General features: G+C 69.4%; 17 protein-coding genes and 3 pseudogenes. 10 read left to right on the top strand and 10 right to left on the bottom strand.

Annotated elements, in window-relative coordinates; all coding sequences use genetic code 11:
• Positions 1-143: 143 nt before the first annotated feature.
• Positions 144-1,277, bottom strand: a complete 1,134-nt coding sequence (locus tag AC4IHM_RS00100; protein WP_490865013.1) for a hypothetical protein — start codon at positions 1,275-1,277, stop codon at positions 144-146.
• Positions 1,278-1,457: 180 nt separating this feature from the next.
• Here AC4IHM_RS00100 and AC4IHM_RS00095 point away from each other — a divergent pair, with 180 nt between their 5' ends.
• The 4 genes from AC4IHM_RS00095 (at position 1,458) to AC4IHM_RS00080 (ending at position 4,719) form a co-directional block, all read left to right on the top strand.
• Entirely contained in the window at positions 1,458-1,721 is a 264-nt protein-coding gene (locus tag AC4IHM_RS00095) for a helix-turn-helix transcriptional regulator (protein WP_490865012.1), read from the top strand.
• A 168-nt stretch (positions 1,722-1,889) separates the two neighbouring features.
• Complete coding sequence (locus tag AC4IHM_RS00090; protein WP_490865011.1) at positions 1,890-2,750, top strand: DUF6083 domain-containing protein; 861 nt, start codon at positions 1,890-1,892, stop codon at positions 2,748-2,750.
• A 2-nt stretch (positions 2,751-2,752) separates the two neighbouring features.
• Positions 2,753-3,229: a hypothetical protein gene (locus AC4IHM_RS00085; protein WP_490865010.1), complete on the top strand. Its 477-nt coding sequence runs from the start codon at positions 2,753-2,755 to the stop codon at positions 3,227-3,229.
• Positions 3,226-4,719 carry a UvrD-helicase domain-containing protein gene (locus AC4IHM_RS00080; RefSeq protein WP_490865009.1) on the top strand — a complete coding sequence of 498 codons (1,494 nt, stop codon included), beginning with the start codon at positions 3,226-3,228 and terminating at the stop codon, positions 4,717-4,719. Before AC4IHM_RS00085 ends, AC4IHM_RS00080 begins: the two co-directional genes overlap by 4 nt.
• 37 nt (positions 4,720-4,756) lie before the next feature.
• On the opposite strand, the pseudogene AC4IHM_RS00075 reads toward AC4IHM_RS00080, so the two are convergent.
• Positions 4,757-5,097 (bottom strand): annotated as a pseudogene (locus AC4IHM_RS00075) (DUF6417 family protein).
• Between the two features lie 523 nt (positions 5,098-5,620).
• Between AC4IHM_RS00075 and AC4IHM_RS00070 the strand changes: the two are divergent.
• Positions 5,621-7,015, top strand: coding sequence for a pyridoxal phosphate-dependent aminotransferase (locus AC4IHM_RS00070; protein WP_490865008.1), 1,395 nt, complete (start codon positions 5,621-5,623; stop codon positions 7,013-7,015).
• A gap of 156 nt (positions 7,016-7,171) precedes the next feature.
• Here the strand turns inward: AC4IHM_RS00070 and AC4IHM_RS00065 are convergent.
• Positions 7,172-7,617, bottom strand: a pseudogene (locus AC4IHM_RS00065) (RraA family protein); the annotation flags it as partial.
• A gap of 13 nt (positions 7,618-7,630) precedes the next feature.
• Between AC4IHM_RS00065 and AC4IHM_RS00060 the strand changes: the two are divergent.
• A complete protein-coding gene (locus AC4IHM_RS00060) occupies positions 7,631-7,783 on the top strand; it encodes a hypothetical protein (RefSeq protein ID WP_490865007.1) in 153 nt (50 codons plus the stop codon).
• 270 nt (positions 7,784-8,053) lie between these two features.
• Positions 8,054-8,176: pseudogene (locus tag AC4IHM_RS00055) on the top strand (DUF6207 family protein); the annotation flags it as partial.
• Positions 8,177-8,532: 356 nt separating this feature from the next.
• Here the strand turns inward: AC4IHM_RS00055 and AC4IHM_RS00050 are convergent.
• A complete protein-coding gene (locus tag AC4IHM_RS00050; RefSeq protein WP_406490310.1) occupies positions 8,533-8,721 on the bottom strand; it encodes a hypothetical protein in 189 nt (62 codons plus the stop codon).
• 216 nt (positions 8,722-8,937) lie between these two features.
• Between AC4IHM_RS00050 and AC4IHM_RS00045 the strand changes: the two genes are divergently transcribed.
• Positions 8,938-9,765 (top strand): hypothetical protein, encoded by an 828-nt coding sequence (locus tag AC4IHM_RS00045; protein WP_490865006.1) that lies wholly within the window; start codon positions 8,938-8,940, stop codon positions 9,763-9,765.
• Positions 9,762-11,798, top strand: a complete 2,037-nt coding sequence (locus AC4IHM_RS00040; protein ID WP_490865005.1) for an SsgA family sporulation/cell division regulator — start codon at positions 9,762-9,764, stop codon at positions 11,796-11,798. The genes AC4IHM_RS00045 and AC4IHM_RS00040 overlap by 4 nt, the downstream gene beginning before the upstream one ends.
• A gap of 603 nt (positions 11,799-12,401) precedes the next feature.
• Here AC4IHM_RS00040 and AC4IHM_RS00035 read toward each other — a convergent pair.
• From AC4IHM_RS00035 to AC4IHM_RS00010, 6 genes are all read right to left on the bottom strand, one after another.
• Entirely contained in the window at positions 12,402-13,241 is an 840-nt protein-coding gene (locus AC4IHM_RS00035; RefSeq protein WP_490865004.1) for a DUF8608 domain-containing protein, read from the bottom strand.
• Positions 13,242-13,864: 623 nt separating this feature from the next.
• Positions 13,865-15,808: a hypothetical protein gene (locus AC4IHM_RS00030; protein ID WP_490865003.1), complete on the bottom strand. Its 1,944-nt coding sequence runs from the start codon at positions 15,806-15,808 to the stop codon at positions 13,865-13,867.
• A gap of 289 nt (positions 15,809-16,097) precedes the next feature.
• Positions 16,098-16,547 carry a hypothetical protein gene (locus tag AC4IHM_RS00025; RefSeq protein ID WP_490865002.1) on the bottom strand — a complete coding sequence of 150 codons (450 nt, stop codon included), beginning with the start codon at positions 16,545-16,547 and terminating at the stop codon, positions 16,098-16,100.
• On the bottom strand, positions 16,547-17,308 hold the full coding sequence (locus tag AC4IHM_RS00020; protein ID WP_490865001.1) for a hypothetical protein: 762 nt from the start codon (positions 17,306-17,308) through the stop codon (positions 16,547-16,549). Before AC4IHM_RS00020 ends, AC4IHM_RS00025 begins: the two co-directional genes overlap by 1 nt.
• Before the next feature lie 19 nt (positions 17,309-17,327).
• A complete protein-coding gene (locus AC4IHM_RS00015; RefSeq protein WP_490865000.1) occupies positions 17,328-17,537 on the bottom strand; it encodes a hypothetical protein in 210 nt (69 codons plus the stop codon).
• A 14-nt stretch (positions 17,538-17,551) separates the two neighbouring features.
• Complete coding sequence (locus tag AC4IHM_RS00010) at positions 17,552-18,964, bottom strand: hypothetical protein (protein ID WP_490864999.1); 1,413 nt, start codon at positions 18,962-18,964, stop codon at positions 17,552-17,554.
• Positions 18,965-18,967: 3 nt separating this feature from the next.
• Between AC4IHM_RS00010 and AC4IHM_RS00005 the strand changes: the two genes are divergently transcribed.
• Positions 18,968-19,198, top strand: coding sequence for a hypothetical protein (locus tag AC4IHM_RS00005; protein WP_490864998.1), 231 nt, complete (start codon positions 18,968-18,970; stop codon positions 19,196-19,198).
• The last annotated feature ends 270 nt before the right edge of the window (positions 19,199-19,468 follow it).

Genomic DNA, 19,468 nt, shown 5'->3' with positions numbered 1-19,468 from the left:
TGAGGCATGAGATGGGCCTTTCTGCAGTGCGTGAGCACGGCGGTGGATATGCAGGAACCGTATGCGCCAGTCGATGGGGGGAGGTATCCCGTCTGTGGTGACCGGATGGCCTGTGGGACGCCGCTGCGGCAGCCTGCAGGAGTTTAGAGATAGTACGCACGGGTGGAATCAGTTGTTCCTGCTGAGTGTGAAGGCAAGGCAGTCAGCAGATACGGGGTGCACCACCCGTTAGCGGGCAGTCGTGCCGGCGCTGTTGAACCGGCCCTCGGCCCACTCCCGATCTGAGGTGACAGGCGCCAGGAGATCTCTTCGTCGCTGATGTGCCGCCAGTCGGCCAGGAGGCGGGAGCGGACCAGTTGGTCGAGGAGATCCTCCAGCTGCTGCGGGGACTGGCTGCACAGGCGGGTGAGTACGTCGAGTTCCGCGCCCCCGGTGCCGTCACAGGTGTGGGCCGCGAGGGTGAGCGCGGTGAGCTGCACCGAGGGAGCCATTCCGCGCGGCGTGGCCAAGGGAGTGGGGCGCAGTGCCCAGTGGGCCGCGCGAGCGCGGGCGCTGCGGCCGGACGTTTGGCTCTGCATAGCCGCATCGAGCAGGCGGGCCTGCAAGGGGGAGTTCCGCGGAGCAGGGCAGGCCAGCCATCCGGCGTGTTCGAGTTCGCTCCACAGTTCGGTACGACCCCGCAGCCGCATGCCGCGCAGAAAGCCGTGGGCGAGCCGGACATGCCCCTGATGGTCAGCGCGCAGCGCGCACTGCAGGGCCAGCAGGCGGGCAGCGGGGGAGGAATAGCGAGGCAGGGCCACCGCAAGGTAGGTGAGCGTTTCCCTCACGCGCAGCCGCTCGCCCGGCCCGTGCGGGCGATGGCTGCGCCGGGCTGTCCGGCTCGCCGCCTGTGCGGGCGCCGGACCGGGCAGTGTGTCGGGCACGACGGCGGTGTAACGGGTGGCGGCCGCGCAGGCGGCACAGGCATCCGCAAGACGCCACATGCGCCCGCTGCGGTCACAGGTCAGCGCCAGCAGCACCGGGCCGGCGCAGCCGCGGCGGCGCGGATGCCAGGAGCAGCCCCGCGCCCGGCACTGGCAGGTCCGCAAATGCCCCGGCAGTGCGTCGCGTTGGGCATGGCGGGCCAGATGGGTCAGCGCGGCCGAGCGCGCGGAGGAGGCCTGCACCCGGTAGCCGGGCAGCGTGCAGTGAGGGCAGCTCAACAGCGGTCCACCCGGCTGCGAGTCCAGCCGTACGGTCCAGATGCGCTGCACCGTGTCATGCGTGGAGAGCCTCATCCGGCTCGTCGTCCTCCGATCTGGTCCATACCGCTGAGCCCCCGGGGTCCCAGAGATCTGGAAACGGGAGCCAGGCACCCTGCGGCGCTGATCCTGCACCGCTCGATGTCACCCCTTCCCTAGCAAATAGTGCAGATGTCTGCACTGACGGGGCAGGGTCCTGCACCGTCGGATGGTGGGGTGACGATCTTGCCGCCCGACCCCGACCTCACCGCGCTGCGCCTGACGCTCGCACGGCTGAGGAACGGACGCGGATGGACCTTCGACGAACTCGCCCGCCGCAGCGGTCTGGCCCGGCGCACCCTCATCGACCTCGAACACGGCCGCACCACCGGCAGCGTCACCACCTGGCACGCCCTCGCCCACGCCTTCGACGTCCCCATCGAGCACCTGCTGGGCCCGCTCTGCAACGACCACACTCCGCCCGGATCCACGGACTCCTGACCCGGTCGCACCCGGCCTGGCGCGCCGCACAAATCACCCGAACCGGCGAGCAGGCGTAGAACGCACGCCCGCCTGAGCGGACGTGCGTTCGAGGCCGCTGGGCTGTCCGTGGGACACCACCCGGCCGGTCCCCGTCATCGCGGCATGTCGCCTGGCACGGTCCCCGCTATGCACTCCAACACCCTCTCCACCGGCTGCCACTGGGACGGCAGCCCCTGCACCACGTACCCCCGCCGCCCACTGCGGGTGGCCGCCGCCAACCCCAGCCGCCTGCTGCGCACCGGGCAGAGCGGCCGCTGCCGCGGGTGCGGCAACCGCATCGACTTCTACCCGCGCGCTAACCAGCGGCCCATCGCCCTGCACCCGGCGGAACTGGCCGTCACCCAGGTCCCGGCGTCCTGTCGCTGGCACCTGAGCTGCGGTATCGCCCACCCGCACGGTGACGGCAGTGCTTGGTGCCGCATCCCGCACACCGTGCTCTGCCCGGAGCGCACTCCCGCCGCCCCGGTCGGCCGACACCTCGAAGGGGTACGCCGCCAACTCGCCGTCCGCACCCGCCGCCTCATCGACACCGGCGTCTTCACCCCCGCCCCGGCCGCCGCCTGTGAGCCGCCCACCGACACCGGCCGCCCCGCTCGCGCGGTCGTGCAACTGCTGCTGGGCCGCTACCTTGCCGAGACCGCCATTGAGGAACTCCGGTGTGTGGCCCAGACCCGTCAGCGCCGCCGCTGTCCGCATCCCGTGCTCGCCCCCAACACCCCTCACGGCGTGTGGACGCTGCTGCCCGCGAGCCCGCAACGCGGCCAACTCGCTCTGCCCGCCGCTCTGATGGCCGTCTACGACCTCAGCCGCCTGCCCTACGCCGAGCAGTTGCGCTGGCGCACCCAGCGCTGTACCGGCCATGCCGCCACTCCGGGCGCCGCCGATCTCGCCTTGGCCGGATGGCAGGTCTTCGACCCCCTCCTGCACACGGCACACATCCACACCCGTCTGCCGCACCCCACGCCACGCCGTCGCGGGAAGGCGTGACGATGCCGCACCACGCCCTGGACATCACCCTGACCCGGCCCCTCACCCCGGCCGAACTCCACCGGGCCACCCGCACGATGCCGCTCGCGGCCAACCACGACGCCACCCATCTCATGGCTGTCGTGGGCGCCCGGACCCCGGGCAAGGCCCTCAAACGGCTGCGCCGCCAGATGGGCGGACGGCTGCCGATCGACGTGATCACCACGCACTACCCGGACGCAGACCACAAGGTGCTGCTCAATGTCGCCTTCCCGCCGACCACGCACGCTGTCCTCAAGGCCGCCGCCCGCCGTGCGCAGCAGGCCCCGGAGCGCTTCGTGGAACTGGCCCTGCACCGGGCCCTGGCCGAGCACGCCGACCAGGAGACCGACCGCCTCGACCGGGCGGTAGGCCAGCTGCTGGCCCACACCACCCCCGCCTACCTGCTGTCCGCCGTCGGGCACGCGCTCACCCGGCTTCCCGAAAGGCCCACGCCATGAAACCGACCGACGAACAGGCGGCAGCAGCCGACGCCTTCCACGCCGGAAACCACCTCGCCCTGCAGGCAGGCGCCGGCACCGGGAAGACCACCACGCTGGCCCTGCTCGCCCAGGCCACCAAGCGCCGTGGCCGCTACCTCGCCTTCAACCGGGCCATCGCCCAGGACGCCACCACCCGCTTCCCCCGCAACGTCATCTGCAAGACCGCCCACGCCCTGGCCTACGCCGCCGTCGGCCACCGCTACACCCAACGCCTCAACGCGCCCCGCCGCCCGGCCTGGCAGACCGGGCAATCCCTCGGCATCACCAAAGCCGTCCGCATCGGCGAACGCGACCTGTCCCAAAGGACCCTGTCCAACGCCACTCTGCGCACCGTGGCCCGCTTCTGCCACACTGCCGACCCGGCGATCACCCGCCACCACGTCCCGCGCCTGCGCGGCCTGGAAGAGCGTGACCTGCACGCCCAACTCGCCTCCCACGTCGTGCCGTTCGCCCGCAAGGCGTGGACCGACCTGCAACACCCGGACGACGGCGTCGTGCGCTTCGACCACGACCACTACCTGAAGATCTGGGCCCTCAGCCAGCCGAAGATCGACACCGACTTCCTCCTGCTCGACGAGGCCCAGGACACCAACCCCGTCGTCGAACAGATCTTTCTCGACCAGCGCGACCACGCCCAGCTGGTCATGGTCGGCGACTCCGCCCAGGCCATCTACGACTGGCGCGGCGCCAAAGACGTCATGACCGGCTTCGACGGCACCCAGCTCGCTTTGTCTCAGTCCTTCCGCTTCGGCCCCCACCTCGCCGACGAGGCCAACCGGTGGCTGGCCATCGCCGACGCCCCGATCCGCCTCACCGGCACCGAGAGCGTGCCCACCGAACTCGGCCCCGTCACCCGGCCCGACGCGGTGCTGTGCCGCACCAACGTCGGCGCCATGGCCCAGGTCATGCACCTGCTGACCACCGGACACCGCGTGGCCCTGGTCGGGGGAGGAGACAACTTGCGCGCCCTGGCCCTGGCCGCGCACGACCTGAAGGAAGGCCGCCGCACCACCCACCCCGAACTGGTCCTGTTCCCCTCCTGGGGCGACCTGCAGGACTACGCCGCCCACGACCCGGCCGGCCGTGACCTGCAGCCACTCGTCGACCTCGTCGACACCCACGGCACCGACGCCATCCTGTCCGCCGTTGCTCAACTCATCCCCGAGCAACAGGCCGAGGTCACCGTCTCCACCGCCCACAAGGCCAAGGGCCGCGAATGGCCTCGCGTGAGAATCGCCGACGATTTCACCCCGCCCAAAGACAGTGACCAGCTGGACGACACCGGCCGCGCGGTGCCCGGCCCGATCGACGACGGCGAAGCCCGCCTCGCCTACGTCGCCGTCACCCGCACCCGCCACCGCCTCGACATCGGAGGCCTGTCCTGGATCGAGGATCACCCCGCCGCATCACTGTCACCGTCACCGTCGGCACAGCACGGGCACACGTAGGAAAACGGGGTAGGACAAGCTCAGAGCTTCGGCCGTGCTATCCCGAACCTCGGTCTCTGGCACTGGCCTGATCAATTCTCGCGCATGGGTTGAGCCGACCCCACAGCGCACGGGTGACTACCGGTGTGCTTGCCACTGGAGTGGGCCGGTAAGTCACGCCGTAGTCGCGGGCGAAGCTGTTGACTTCGGCAGAGGACGCCTCCTGTGTGTGCAGATAGAGCCCGTATGCCACTGACTCGATCTGTCTTCGGTCAGGTACAGGCACCAACGGGTGTCCACGCAGGTGAAGCCCGCAGTGCGTACATGCGCGGCGAGTCCTTCTGCCGGTGGAGCAGCCAGCTCTTCGGCGATGCTGACGAAGACGCGCAGCGCGGCCATCTGGCGGGCCGCAGATTCACCAACTGCGCTCCGGAGGCCGGCTCTTCCCGACCTGGTTAGTCCATTGGACGGGCTTTCGTGTACACCGGGGCGTCGCCGCCATGTGTGATGAGGCGAGCCCACCGCGCAGAACGTCATGACCTACGCCAACTGGTACGTGCGCGGCGAGAGCATCGCCCGCGACATCGCCCTCGTGACCACTGTCGTCTCCATTCCCGTCCTCATGGCGGTCTCGGTTCTCCTCGGGTGATCGCTCCGCACCACCCACCACGAAAGAAACCTCCTGCCCACCGCCCCGGCAACAGCGGCGCGCGACGCCGTCGATCCCCTCGGGGGTGACGAAGGCAGCCGAGCCAGCTCCGGGCCGGCCGCGCGGGAGTTCGCACGCCGCCGTTCGGACGAGAACTCACCCCGGCCCGACCCGGTATCGCCTGCCCATGCCCGGGTCCACAGACGCCACCGCCCGAGCGGCACCACCACCTCGATCACCACCATCCAGCACGACGAACAGGAAAGCCTCACGATGCCTATCCCGGACACCACGCGGACCCTGGCTCTGCCGGGCCGGATCACTGCCGCCTCACGACGCCCCGCCGGACTCGGTGCCACCGTCGACGGCGCGATCTCCCTCGCGATGGGGGAACCGGACGACGGCACCCCGCGGCACGTTGTCGACGCTGCGGTCGCCGCGCTCCACGCAGGCCGGACCCGCTACGCGCCCCTCACCGGCGCGCCGAACCTCCGCTCGCGCCTTGCGGACCACCTCGAGTCCACGACCGGCAGGGTCACGCCGGCCCGCGACGTTGTGCTGACCCATGGTGCCAGCGCCGCCGTCGCCGCCACCGTCCTCGCCCTCGTGCAGCCCGGCGATCGCGTCCTCGTCCCGGAGCCGACCTACTCGCTCTACGCCGACCACATCGCCATGGTCGGCGCCGAGACCGTCTGGGTCCCCCCGCGTCCCGACGGCCGCCTCGACCTCGAAGCACTTGCGGAACTCGCGCCGGGTGCAGGGATGGCCATCACGTGCAACCCGGCGAACCCGACCGGCCTCGTCCTCTGCGACGAAGAGCTCGACGGACTCGGGCAGCTGCTTTTGGCGAACCCCGACCTGTATATGCTCTCGGACGAGGCGTACTGCGACATCGTGTTCGTCGACCGCCCCTTCCGCTCGGCGCTCGCGCTCCACGCCGTGCAGAAGCAGGTGATCGTCGTCGGCACGTTCTCGAAGGGCTACGCCATGACCGGGTGGCGACTCGGATATGCCGTGACGGCCGGACCCGCCGACGAGATCAACCTCGTGCACCGCACGCTCAACGGCGCTCTCAACACCTTCGTCCAGGACGCCGGACTCGCCGCGCTCGACACGATGGCCGCCGCACTCGACGCACAGACCGCCGGTTACCAGCGCCGACGCGACCTCGTCGTCGAGGCGTTCGCGGCCATGCGGGGCGTCACCGTCGACACTCCGCAGGGGGCGTTCTATGCCTTCCCGCGCATTGACACGAACCTGTCGTCCGAGGAACTCGCCGCCCGGTTCCAAGAGGGGGGTGTCCTCGTCCGGGCCGGAGGTGAGTTCGGGCCGTCGGGAGCCGGACACGTCCGCATCTCGTTCGCCACCGACGAGGCATCTCTCCTTCGAAGGCCTCCGACGGTTTGCCGACGTCGTCGAGAAGGTGGTGTGCCGGTGAGCGGGCTCGCCCGCGGACACACAGCCGCGACACGTACGAGGCAGCAGGAGGTCGTCGCGCACGTCGCCTACGTGGGCAGCTGCCCGGGCGCCCGACGGCGCGGCGTTCGCTGGTCCCACGCCGCAGGAAGGCGGCGTGGGCGGGCGGCGGTCCGGCGGGTTTGCGGATGTTCGGGTCGTCAGCCTTTCATCGCGCGATCCTCGTGCGGGATCACCCACGAAAGGTCGTAGCCGCCTCGGCGATGGCGGCGAGCAACTTGGCTTCCTTCCCCGCTGCGCCTGGGCCCCCGTGATCACGCCGGGAGCGTCGGCGACCGGTATGGCCAGCAGGCCGTCGTCGTCGCCGACGACGATGTCGCCAGGACTGACGACCATGCCGCCGATCGACACCGGAACGTTGATCTCGCCTGGGCCGTTCTTGTGTGGCCCACGGTGCGTCACGCCGCGGCATAGACCGGGAAGCGCCGCCGCCGAATGGCGGACACGTCACGGATCGCACCATCGACCACGACACCGGCCAGGCCGAGGTGTTCCGCGTAACTCGTCATGATGTCGCCCATCAGAGCCTGGTCGAGAGCGCCGCCACCGTCGACGACCAGCACGTCGCCAGGCCGGCAGTAGTCGAACGCCCGGTAGATCGCGAGGTTGTCCCCGGCGCGGGTGCGCACGGTGACGGCGGTCCCGGTTATCGGCGCGCTCTCGTGCCATGGGCGTAGGCCGACATGTCGTCGCTGAGCAGCGAGACGGCCAGAGCACGCAACGGTTCGATCAGGCCGGGACCGGCCGGGGCAGCGGATGGATCCCGACGCCAACAGCAGGGGCCACTGGTACATGTAGACGCCGAAGGTGAAGCGGCCGAACCGCGACAGCCGGGGAGCCGCCCGCTCCCGGGGACGCCGCAGGTCACGGGCCCCGATGGCGCCGATCAGCAAGACGATGCCGGTGATGGTGGCCGCGCTGGTGGCGAAGATGAAGCGGGCGTGCTCGGTCGCCACGTAGACCCCCCTCGCGCGTGCCGCCACGTGTAGAGGGCGAAGCCGCCTAGGACGAGCACGATCGCGGCGAGGGGACGTCGCGGACGTTGTGCGCGGCACGGGGACGCGGCTGCAGAGGGGGAGGTGATGGAGCACGTCCGCGGACACGGCCACCCCGTCCCCCGGGTACGGCTGTCGGCGCCACGCGCACCGACCTGGTGCCCATCGGGGGCACTGCGGTGAACCCGTATTCGGTCGCGACGAGGTCGATCCCGGGACTGTCACGAGGCTCGCCCTCCAGGAGGCTCTCGCTGCGCAGTGGGTTACGGCGACAGCAGACCGTGTCACGCGCGATCCGGGCCAACCAGGCGTACGGACGCGCTGCTACCTGGATCTGCACCAGCCGCTCGGTTCATAGACCGTCGGCCATGCCCCGGGGCGGGCCGTGACGGCCCGCCCCGGGGGCGGGATGCACCGCACGGCCGTGGGGCGCGCCCTGGGGTGACGTCCTGTCCGTCGGCATGTGCGCCGGCGCTTTTGCCGGGGCGGCCGGAGAGACGGACGGAGCCCGCCCCGGCCAGCGAGGAGAACCCTCAACTCCGGTACACACCGCGCCAGGACCCCGAGAGCGGGAAGGTCCGCTCGCTGGCCACCCTGGCCAAGAGGCTGCGGTCGAGCCGGGCCATGGCGCGCACGGCAGCCCTGCCGGCCCAGACGCGGATCCGCTATGCCGGATGCCGGCCGGCGCCCATGCGCGGCCGGGTAGGCGGTGCGTCAGCGGATGATCTTGTGGAAGAAGTACACCGCGGCCGCGAAGGCTCCGCCCCCGGCGAGGCCGGCTCCAGCGAGAGCGCCGCCGTTGAGGACGGTCAGCGCGCCGGCGCCGATCGCGCTCAGCGCGCCGAACAGGAGGATGAGAGCGGCGCGTTGGTCGAGCAGAGGGTCACGGTCGTTGTTGCGCACATCAGCTCCGCGAAAAATAAGAGGGCCGGCGGCTCGGACGCTGCCGGTCTGGTCGCTGATGCTGTAGCCGGTGTGCCCCGCGATGCCCTCGCGTGATCCATGTCACAAGAGAAGTCCGTGTGGAAGGCGAGGGGAGAGGTGCAGCGCGGTCCTATGAGGTGGGTGTGAGGCAAAACCAGGCAACCGACGAGCCGGCCGCAGCGCAAAGGAGTGCACATGTCTGACGAGGCAGCGGGCACTCCCCGGCACCCCGACTCGCCCCCGGCCGGTGGAGCCGCACTGCTCCTGTTGGACGGTGAACTCGCCCGGCTCGAACGGCTGCTGGCGCCCGGTGTCCCCGACGAGAGCGCAACCGAGCGTGCCGCCCGCCGTGCCAGGGACGCCGAGGTGGTGGAGATCCTGCGCGGGCAGGACTTCGTCGGCCCGCTGTTCGAGAAGTTCGCCGGCCGGCTGATGGAGTACGCCTGGCCCGTCCTGCTCGACTGGACCGGCACCGGGGAGATCTTCCGCCAGACCCGCCGGGTCGGATGCCCCGTCCCCGCCCGTCTGATCATCCCGCAGTGGAGCCAGGACGACCGCTACGAGGTGGTGGCCGACTCGGTCCTGGACGGCCTGGACGCCTTCCGCGACAACGCCCTGGCGGGCGGCAGATGGAACCCCGCCAAAGGCGCGGCGCTGACGACCTACTACGTGGGCGCCTGCGTCTTCGCCTTCCGCAAGGTCTACGAGGCCTGGAGCAGGCAGTACGCCGCAGCCCGGGCCGCGCAGACCTATACCGGGCTCGACGGCGATCCCGTCGTCGCCCTTCCCGACCAGCGTGCCGCGGATCCCTGCCACACCGCCGTCGTCCACGACACGATCGACCGCGTCCTGCCGCTGCTGACCGCCCCCGAACTGCGCGTGGCCGTCGCCTGGCGCGGGGCGGGCTGTACCCAGGAGGAAGCCGCCGAGCTCGCGGGACTGAGCGTGAAGGCGCTGGAGGGCCGCCTCGCCCGCGTACGCACCAAGGCCCGCGAGCAGCACAGCGAAGGGGGAGCGCGATGACCACCCAGACAGGAGGAGCCATGGATGCCAACCCGGTGGCCAGCAGCCACGACGCCTTCGACGCCCTGCTGGACGCCTCCAGCCTGGGAGCTCCGCGCGTGCGGGCGGTGCGCCGCCACACGCCTGCGGCTGTCCGTGACCTGCTCGCCTCCCGCCTCACCCGCCGCAACCTCCCGGCCGCAGACGCCCCAGCGCAGCCCGCCCCGCGGCCTGAGCAGGTCACGGAGTGCACACAGTCCCTGTTGCAGCACTCCAGGGAAGAACAGGAGCCTCAGCACGCGCCACAATATGGCAGCGGGTCATACCATCAAACGCATATTAAAAGCGATTCTGGCACAGTCGGAAAACGTCTTTTGGAATTTTATCCCACCCCGTACGAGAACATTCTGAATCACGTCAATCGTCTGGCGGAGGGCTTTGGGGATCGGACGGAAAGAATTCTTGCGCACGTGTTTGTTGACAGCTTTTTGAGCTGTTCGAAGGAAGCTCTAAAAGCTACCGAGGTGCCAACGGAAACGACGTTGCTCAAGCAACTCTTTTTCGCTGAACAGGACGGCAGGTATAGCCAGATCGGGCGCTACGGCATGGGAGCGAAGATCGCGCTGGCCTCCGCCCTCATCCGTGAGGAGATGTGGCATTCCGGCACTTCGTCCGGAGACCTCGACAAGGGGCAATGCGGGCGCACGGACGGGAATCGTCGGGTGCGCGCAGGATGGCCGCACGGCTATGGCCACAACGTGCCCCATGAAGTCTGGAGGCTACGGGATCCCGATGCGGCACAACATGTCGCTGCCGCGGTTTCCAGTGCAGTCCTGCCGGGGGGCCTTGGGTACTGGCTCGTTCTGTGGCCGTATGCATCCGACCCCAGCGCACGCGGTATGAGCACGCAGATGGGGCAAGGCAGCGCCTGGGCAACGAGTCATCTGTTCGGCACGGCCACTGCGCAGCGGACACAACGACGCGATCAGTGGTGGCCGTCGGAGACTGACGCTGATGCCGGGTTGCGCGACTGGCTGGCTGCCGTCTGGCTCTCTGGCCGGGGCAGCCAAGAAAGCAGTCGCAGCTTTGGCAGGCAGAGGACCAACAGCGGGAACGACAGGCGCCCCTGGCTGGACTGCTTCCTCGTCGTGTCCGGGTCGGGAGCACAGGCGCGATCCCACGCTGTGCCGCAGACCGCGCGGGAACAACTCGTGTACGGGCTCCTTGAGCGGCCGGCTCCTGGACCGCACGGCTTCCTGACAGCGCAAAACTATTGGCGTGGCATGCGTGCCTCGTTGGAAGAGCGACAGGCACCGGAAACAACCGGCGCTGCAGCCGGCCGAGTTCATGGGTTCAGCGAACGCTGTCCCGCTCACCAGTACCGGCCACTGGGAAGAATGACTGACAGCACGTATCCCCGGCCGGATGACCGTATGCTCGCACTCCCTCCGGAATTCGTCATGGCCACGCGTACGACAGAACTTCTGCGGACCGGTCTGAGCTGGACCTGCCGGGAACAGGTGACCCTCCTGCTTCCCCTGACACTGGAACTACTGCTCCCCGCCGATGGCAGCACAGACTTGACGAGTAGAGCCTGCCGCATCGAGACAACACAGGAAGCAACAACTACATGGGAAACCAGACTGATCCTCCTGGCAGACAATTGCCGGATTGCCATCCCCGCGACTCTCGCCAGCCACTGCGGCGATCCATACGCCGTGCATGCGGTCTCTGAAGAGCCGCCAAGAGAACAGACCGTATGGACTTTTGCCCGCGACCTGCTTGTTGCAGGGATGCAGCAGGGCTCCTCGGGCCACAGCAACGCATGTGCAGGGACGGCGGACAGACGGCTCGGCGATCAGGTAGATACCTGCATGGACATTCAGGGGAACACGACTGAGGGCGAAGCTGTGCTGCAGCTGAAGCAGACACACCTCTCTCGGTTCCTGGACAACACGCGGGAGAACAACGACAGCCAAAACGAACTTCACCGTATGCCGTCCACCCGTGACGCCCCCTTTGAGGAACGGCTGAGCGATGCCCACCGACACTGATCTGACTGTGGCACCCGGCGGAATATTGCAAGACTCAAGACCTGGCCGGACACGCAGCCGCAAGGAGCCACACGTGCGGGCATCCTCAATCGCCGGGCGAGAATGAGATGGTGCGATACGCCTGGACGGTCCTTGCTGCCGGTGGCCGCCGACGGCAGGCAGGTTCGTGAACGTTTCGAAGGCAGGCCGCACCGGACCCGCCTGCCCCACCTGGACGACATGCGGCACACGCCTGCCGTCGTGTGGCTCTGTTCACGAGAACGGACAGCACTTCAACGTCGGTTCAGGAGGCGGTTGGCCGCCTCGGCCTGGTCGGAATGTTCACGAGTTTCGACAGCGCCCGGCCGGCTGGAGGCGTTCCCCTTTGGCCAGGGACTCGGCGACGGTAAGAGTCCGCAGCCAGGCAGGGGCTTGACTCGCAGGCTGACGAATCGCACGGGTGCGTCGCACGCGAGGCCCGGAGTGCCACCGGAGTTGATCATGGGCGGTTGAACATCCGCCCGTGATCACACCCCCAGTCCTGTTCCACCCCTCGGCGAAGGTATAGCGCGGGCGGCCGGCACAGGAACGGCAGAAGCCCACACGCCTCGTGCTTGTACTCGGTCACTGATTCAGAACGGGACCTTGATGGAGAAGGTGCCGGGCCGTCCTTGCCGGGCTGTGACTTCGGATGCCCTCTTCTTCATGTCGTCGCGGTTTGTGTCGTAGATCAAGGACAGGGCGTGGTCCAAGAACTCGACTCCCTCCAGGAACGTCAGGGATGCGGAGAACGTCCTCGTGGCTGCCCACGTTTCCGATCCACTTGACGGCCAGGAGCAGGTCAGCGGCGTCCGCGTGCTGCGGCAGCGCTGTCTTGAAAGTTGCGATCCGGTTGTCGAGGCTAAGCCTGACGGCTTTCCCCGCGCGATTGAGCTTCGTACGGATGACTCCCCGGTCGTCCATCAGGGCCTCGACCGCCGCCCGGATCCTGTTCGCGGCAGCGTTGGGGTCGAGCCAAAGGATCTTGGCTGCGGCGTCCACTCGCTCCCCGACCTCCGGGGGGCAGAGGCCGCGGCTTTCGAGCAGGGGCAGCGCCGGGAAGAACATGGTCGGCGTCAGGTACTGCTCGTACTGGACGTCGTCCCGGCCTGTCCAGCCGACGGTCATCTCCCCGATGACGCGCACGTGGTCGCAGGTCTCTTTCCTGCACGTGAGCACGCAGTGGAAGGCACCCTGAATCCACTCGGGTTCCCACGCATCATGGTTGTGCATGGACCTACTGGTGACCGACTCCTCTGCCACGAACGAGTCGGGGACCGGGAGCAAGGCTCCTCGCGTGCACGTGGGGCACGGGATGTGGGGCCAGTCATCCAGGTTCTCGGGGAAGCCCTTGGCGATTTCCCGTAGATCCTTAATCAAGAAGTTTGCCATGGTGTCGAATCTTGCCAGCGTCAACGACGCCACGGGGAAAGATTCTTGAGTAGGTCGAAAGCGACTCGCAGGGTGGTAGCTGAGCCGCAAGGGCATGATCGTTCTCACTGGCAATTTCTGTACCGGAACTACTCACGCCCGGGGCCGGCCAGCAGGCAGCACGTCAGCCGCGAACGGCCCACGGCTGTCCTCGTCGGCCGCCCCTTCGATCACGTCCTCGCCGTTGACCCAGAACGCAACTGGGCAGCGAGCCGGGGTCCCGGCGGCGATACCTGGATCTCCCACCCTATGGGGCGCGCTGAAGTCGGCGCGTGGCCCGGCCGACACCCACCTCTGCCCGGTCGGGGGAGCGACGACGAGGTGCCTCCCGTTCTCGTGAACATCGACCACGGCCCGGGCGGGGCGCCTCCCGAAGTCGTGCACATCTGCCGTCGGAACTCGTGAACAGAACCGGTCGTGGTTCTGGGGGAGCGGGGATGCGGCAAGTCCGTCGCTCTGGAGCAAGAACACACCCGACTCCTCGAGGCCGGGCTGCCCGTCACATCCCTGCATCTGGGCAAGGACGTCTTCGACATCACGGCCGCTCGCACACGACTGCACCAGGACCTGCGCAACGACAGGAGTGCCTTGGGCCGCTCCGGAGGTGGTGCGGGGCCTTACGGGGTGCGGAGCAGGAGAGTTGTCGGCCCCAGGGGCGGGGGAGAGGTCTCATGCGCGCTGTCGCGGATGTAGACGGTGAGGTGGGGGGAGAGGCGGATGCCGTCCGTCGCACGGCGGGCCCGTTTGCGGTCGCGGCGGGTGCTGGCGCCCGGCCGGGCGGGCTGCAGTGCCTTGCGGACGGGCCGCCAGTCTGCGGGCTTCACTGCCAGCGCGGCGATCGCCACGTCGTGCCAGTCCTGCGGACGGTCTTGTTGGACGAGGTCGAGGGCGTGCAGGACCTCGGGAAGGACGCCGGAGGTGGGACGGGCGGGGGAGGGGGAGTCTGGTGTGGCAGTGTGCGTGTAGTAGCTGTTGACAGCCTCGTTGCTGGTGTCGAGGAAGACGAGCTCGCCCGGTGGGGGTGGGACGGGTTGGATGCGGTGTTCGAGCCAGCCCGCCAGTGCGTCAGCTTCGACGAACACCCGGGGTCCCCCGGCCTTGGCGGTGGCGGCGCGGGTGCGGGCGTAGGCGTAGAACTCGGCCGGGTGGCGCAGGATGTCGCCCACCATCACCAGGTCGGCCAGCGTGACCAGCCAGGTGCCGTCCTGCGGTTGTGCGCGGCGTTTGCCGCTGTCGGGAAGGTGCGTGGCGAATGGGTCCACGCGGTCGAGTGTGACGATCACTGACACGGCGGGCGGGAGGTGGTCCGGCAGGACCAGACGGCGCCTATTGCGCTCTCGCAGGTCTCTTCCGCCGCCGTCGAGGTAGGTGATGGCGCGCGCGTTCTGTTCCAGGGCCTTGTCGACGAACTCGCGCGTCTTCCTGGTCACCCGGTCCGGCGCAGCTCTGCGGGCAGGGTCGGTGAAACGACCGCCCTTGGCTTCGACGGTGAGGACGGCGCCGGGCATGGCGACGAGAACGTCGATGTCTGGATTGCCTGGCTCCGGATAGGTGGCGCCGACGTGGACACAGGCGTCCCCGAACACCGTGGCCAGGGTGCACTGGGCGTGTTCTTCGCAGAGGTCCTGGCGGCGTTTGTCGAAGCGCTTCAGCAAGTCCGGATGCTCGCGGCAGGCGTCTGCGGCCCAGTCGAGCGCCTCGTGGATGAAGTCGCCGGGACGTGCCCACAGACCGCGCGTGCCGTTCAGGCCGATGACCGGACGACGGCGCAGTGTGTTGGTGTCGCCCAGTTCACTCAGCGCCGGTTGGCCACCCAGTGGTGTCGTCAGCGCAGCGACCAAGCGGACCATCTCATCGCGGGGAGCCCCAAGGCGCTCGGCCAGCACACCGGGCAGGTCGTCCTCGACGGGGGCGGCCCCGAACTTTGCCACACCAGCAGCAAGGACGGCGGCAACCTGCAGGTGGTGTCCCCTGTCCGTGGACGGGGGGAAGGCTGCGGAGGCTTCCGCGAATGCATCCATGGCCTCGTTCATCCGCGTGGCCATCAGGGCCTGATAGGCATCAGCGGCCTCCAGGGCCTGGTGCAGCGCGAAACCGAGGACCGCTCTGGACTGGTCGGCCAGCGGAGTCGTGATCTCCTCGAAGATCGGGCGCAGTTGCGCCGCGTAACCCTGCATCCGGTCAAAGCGCTGCTCGAGCTGCAGCATGTGCAGAACACTCGTCTGCTGGTCCATGGCGCCTTCGCTGAGTACCTTGGCCTGATGCGCCAGGTTCTCCGCTCTTGCGTACTCGCGCAGCAACCGGTCCATGTCGAACAGCACGTGCGGGTGAACGTCGGCACCGAGCCGCTGGAGAACCTGCTCCGTCGGCATCGCGGTGACCAGACCTCCGTAGAACTCCACCAGCGCATCGCTCCCGAACACCACACTGGCCGCCAGAGACGACCGGCGCATCGCATCCAGCACATGGAGGCTGTTGTAGAGCATGAGCGGATCGGCTGTCAGCGCTGTCGTGGAGATTTCGGAGAGCAGCTGAGGCAGCCGCTGTTTGGCTGCCTCCATCTCCTGCCACGCTTGCCGGAGACCGGTCCCGGACGGTCCCTCGGGCCGCCGGAAGCGACGAAGACCTCCGTCGACGACCGGGGCCATGAAAGATGTCCCAGCCCCGAGGTAGGGCTCCATCCGATCCGCTGCTGCACGCCGGCCGGAGGATCGAGGACCTGCCGCAGCCATGTGCCCTTCCCTTCCGCCGGGACACCCGGCCGGTGCAGACGCAGACGAGCGCTGGCCACAGCACAGTACACAGCCCCTGCTCATGGTCGAGGCTCGCTCGACGACGCCAGGCGAGGGGTCAGTTTCCGTAGGCGTCCTCGATGGCGCCGGCGTTGATCAAAGCGACGCGTAGTGCTTCGCGCGCGGGGGTGTTCTCGGCGGGGGCGTGGGCGTGGGCGTAGAGGCTGGCTGCGTGGCGGATCGTCTCGGTGCGGCGGTAACCGGCGGTTGGTCCGTGGTCGAGAGCGGCGGCGGCGATGAGCTGGGCGGCAGGGGACGCGGGGGTGCAGGCGGCACGTTCGGCGACGTGGTCGGCGTCTTCCAGGTCCGGTTGCCGGGCGATGGTGGCGGCGGTGAGCTCCAGCCAGGTGTCCTGGGCGAGGCCGTCGGCGAAGGCGAAGTGCCCCACCCCGCGCAGCGCGGCAGCCGGCACACCGGCATCGAGAGTGGCGCGCCAGATGACGGCGGCCCGCTCGGCCACCTCGCCGCTGTCGGCGCGGGCGGTGTAGGTGGCAAGCCGGGACAGCATCACCGAGACGGCTTCGCCTCCGCCCGGGCAGCCGGCGAGCCCGGCGAGGAACTCACCAGCAGGGCCGAGGGGTTCGGCCTCATCCAGGAAGGCCAGAAAGACCCGGTCGAGAGCGCCCTCGGCGTGCACAAGGCCTGCCACAGACCGGCCCTGTCCAGCCGGGCCAGCAGGACCGGGACGGGTCGGCCGCGGGTGAGCCAGCTGCGCGCGGGGCGCCACGCCGGATCCAGGGACAGCAGCGCGTCGGCATGGTCGGTGACCCAGCCGGGGTCGCAGTGATGCAGCTGGCCAAGGCCGAACCCGATGACAGCGAGGGCCTGGTCGTCCGGCTCGGCGCCCAGCAACTCCTCCAGTACCGCCGTCAGCCGCCCGGGCAGACCCTCTCCGGTGCGCGCCGCGTGCTGGATGCCCCAGGCGGTCAAAGACAGCAGGGCACTGCCACCGGGCGCCGTCGTGGCCGCGCCCAGCGGCGAGGAGGTGTCCAGACGAGGCATGGACCAGCCGCTGATGAGAGCACGCAGCCAGGCCACGGCGTCCGCCTCCGCCGCCCCCAGAGATGCGCCGCTGTCCCAGAGCCGGTGCAGGAGATTGGAGATGACCAGCTGCAGCCGAGCCGCCTGCGGCACGCCGGCCTCCTGCGGGCGTACCGCGAAGGCGGCCGCGGCGAGAGGGCCCAGCACACCAGGGCCGAGGCGGTTGCTCGCGGCGGCGTGGTGAAGGGCGTTGAAGTAGGCACTCTGCAGGGCCGGGCGCGCGGCCACCGCGGCTACCGCGGCCGGGTCAGCGGCCCAGGCATCCGGGGTCCTGGGCGACGAACTCGCCGAGCAGCCCGGCGCGCGCACCATTCCCGCCATCCCCGCCATCCCCGTCATCGTCTTCGTTGTCCCGGGGCACGGGAGTAGCGGCGAGTTCGGCGACGGCTGCCACCACTCCATCGGCCTGCACACGCGCGGCGAAGACCTCCGGGGACAACCCGCCATAGGACTCCACCTAACTGGTGATCTTCACAACGGGCTCGGGCCGCTCAGCGGGCAGCCCGTACTTCTCCTCCAGCAGGGCCAGGACCGGTTGCCAGGGCGCGCGCACGGCCTCGGGCAGCACGGGAGACAGACCCCGCACGATGCGCCACCGGCGGGGCACCGGCCCAGGGAAGGCGTCAGCCCACGCACCCATCTCTTCCGCAGAGGCGGTGCGCCCAGGCCCTCGGTGAGCGCCGCCTCAAGCTCAGCCCGCAGCTCCTGGGGGCAGCGGGCGTCAAGCAGCGCGAGGAAGTCAGCAACGTCCGCGCTCGGCCACGTCCCGCCACCCACCTCCCGCGCGGCATCGATCGCCACCTGCCACCATCCAGCCGCAGCCTCGGGATGTTCGCCGTCGAAGAGCCAGGACTCGGCCAGGTGCACGGCCACCAACCGCGCCCGGTGCTCGGTGGCAGGCAGCTTGCCGTACACGCCCCGCAGCCGCTGCACGACCGGCACGCCCAGCCGCGCCTCACTCAGGGCGAGATCGAGCACGGCCCGCATCAGTGTCACGACGACAACATGCGGCGGGTCGGCCAACGCGACCTCACCGAGATCGTTGACGATCTCGACCTGAAAACGCACGTCCTCATCGCCGAGATGATCGGCCAGCACGCCGGCGAGCGCGAAGCGGATGATCACGCCGAGCCGATCCTCACCGCTGCGCAGCCGACCGCCGGGGTGGGCGGTATCCACGAGCACCCGCAGCACCAGCCCGCTCTCCCACGACTCGCACGACGTGAACTCCCGCGCCCGCAAGATGCTTACGAGCACGACAACCCACGGCCCGGTGCGCTCGGCGACAGGAATGTCCACGGCCCAGTACGCGACACGCAGCAGGACGAACCAGTCCGGCTGCGCCCGCACAATCCTCGTCAGCAGTGCGCACGCCGCCATGCCCGCCTCGCTTACCACGGCGACCGCCTGCGACAGCGCACCGGGCCCCTGCGCACGGATCGCGTCCAGGTGCTCCTCCACCCAGGCACACACCCGCTCAGGCTCCTGGACCAGCAGCCGCCGCAGATACGGCCCGGTCGGCCAGCGCTCTCCCTCGGGCAGCAGCCGGTACAGCGGCAGCAGCTCAAGCCAGCGCCCGCTCACCGCAGCACTGAAGAAGTACGCTCCCGCCCGCGGGTCGGTCATCCGCGCAACCTCATCCGGGTCCTGCTGCACCGGCACCTGCAGCCGGGCCAGCTCCCGCAACCGTCCGTCCGCCCGCTCCGGCAGACCCAAAAACAGCCGCTCCATGGCGGCCGCGACATCGTGGAACTGGCGGCGCGCCTCATCGGCATCACTGCTGGAACCATGCAGCACACCCGAGGCGCTGCTGTAGAAAGCGCTCCAACTGCGGGCCGCCTCCATCTCGGCCAGCCCCATCTCCTGCCGGGTCTGCTCGACCACCAGATGCCCGATCTGCCGGGTACGGAACCCGCCGCGGTCCGCCTGCTCGGCACGCAGCCCCTCGACCGCCCCCACGAGGACATCAAGATCCCCGGCACCTACCCCGCCCTGCTGCCGTCAGGCATCAGCCACGGCCCGAGCCGCCTCAGTGACCGCCTTGGTGGCGCTCCGCAGCCCAGGGAAGTCCTCACCCGCGATGCTGAGAACACCGTCCAGCGCACCCCGCAGACATGACTGCGCCACCTCATAAGGCGCCCGGAACTCCGCAGGATGGTTCAGGACGTGAGAGGCATCCAGCAACCTCAACTAACGCCCGCTGCCCGTTGCTGCCTTGAGCCTGCAACGCCGAGACGAGCTCGGACACACCCCGCACACCGCCGACGACTCGGCCTGTTCACCGCAGAGAGAGGATCGGACACCGGCTCACCGTAGCCGCCCAGCTCTCCCACAACGCCCACCCCCAGCTGGGACGGCGCCAGACACGGCCGCTGGCACCACCACATG

The organism is Streptomyces sp. SL06 (assembly GCF_058244745.1).
Note: the sequence above shows the minus strand (reverse complement) of the source record. Positions and strands in the feature narration are given on the sequence as shown.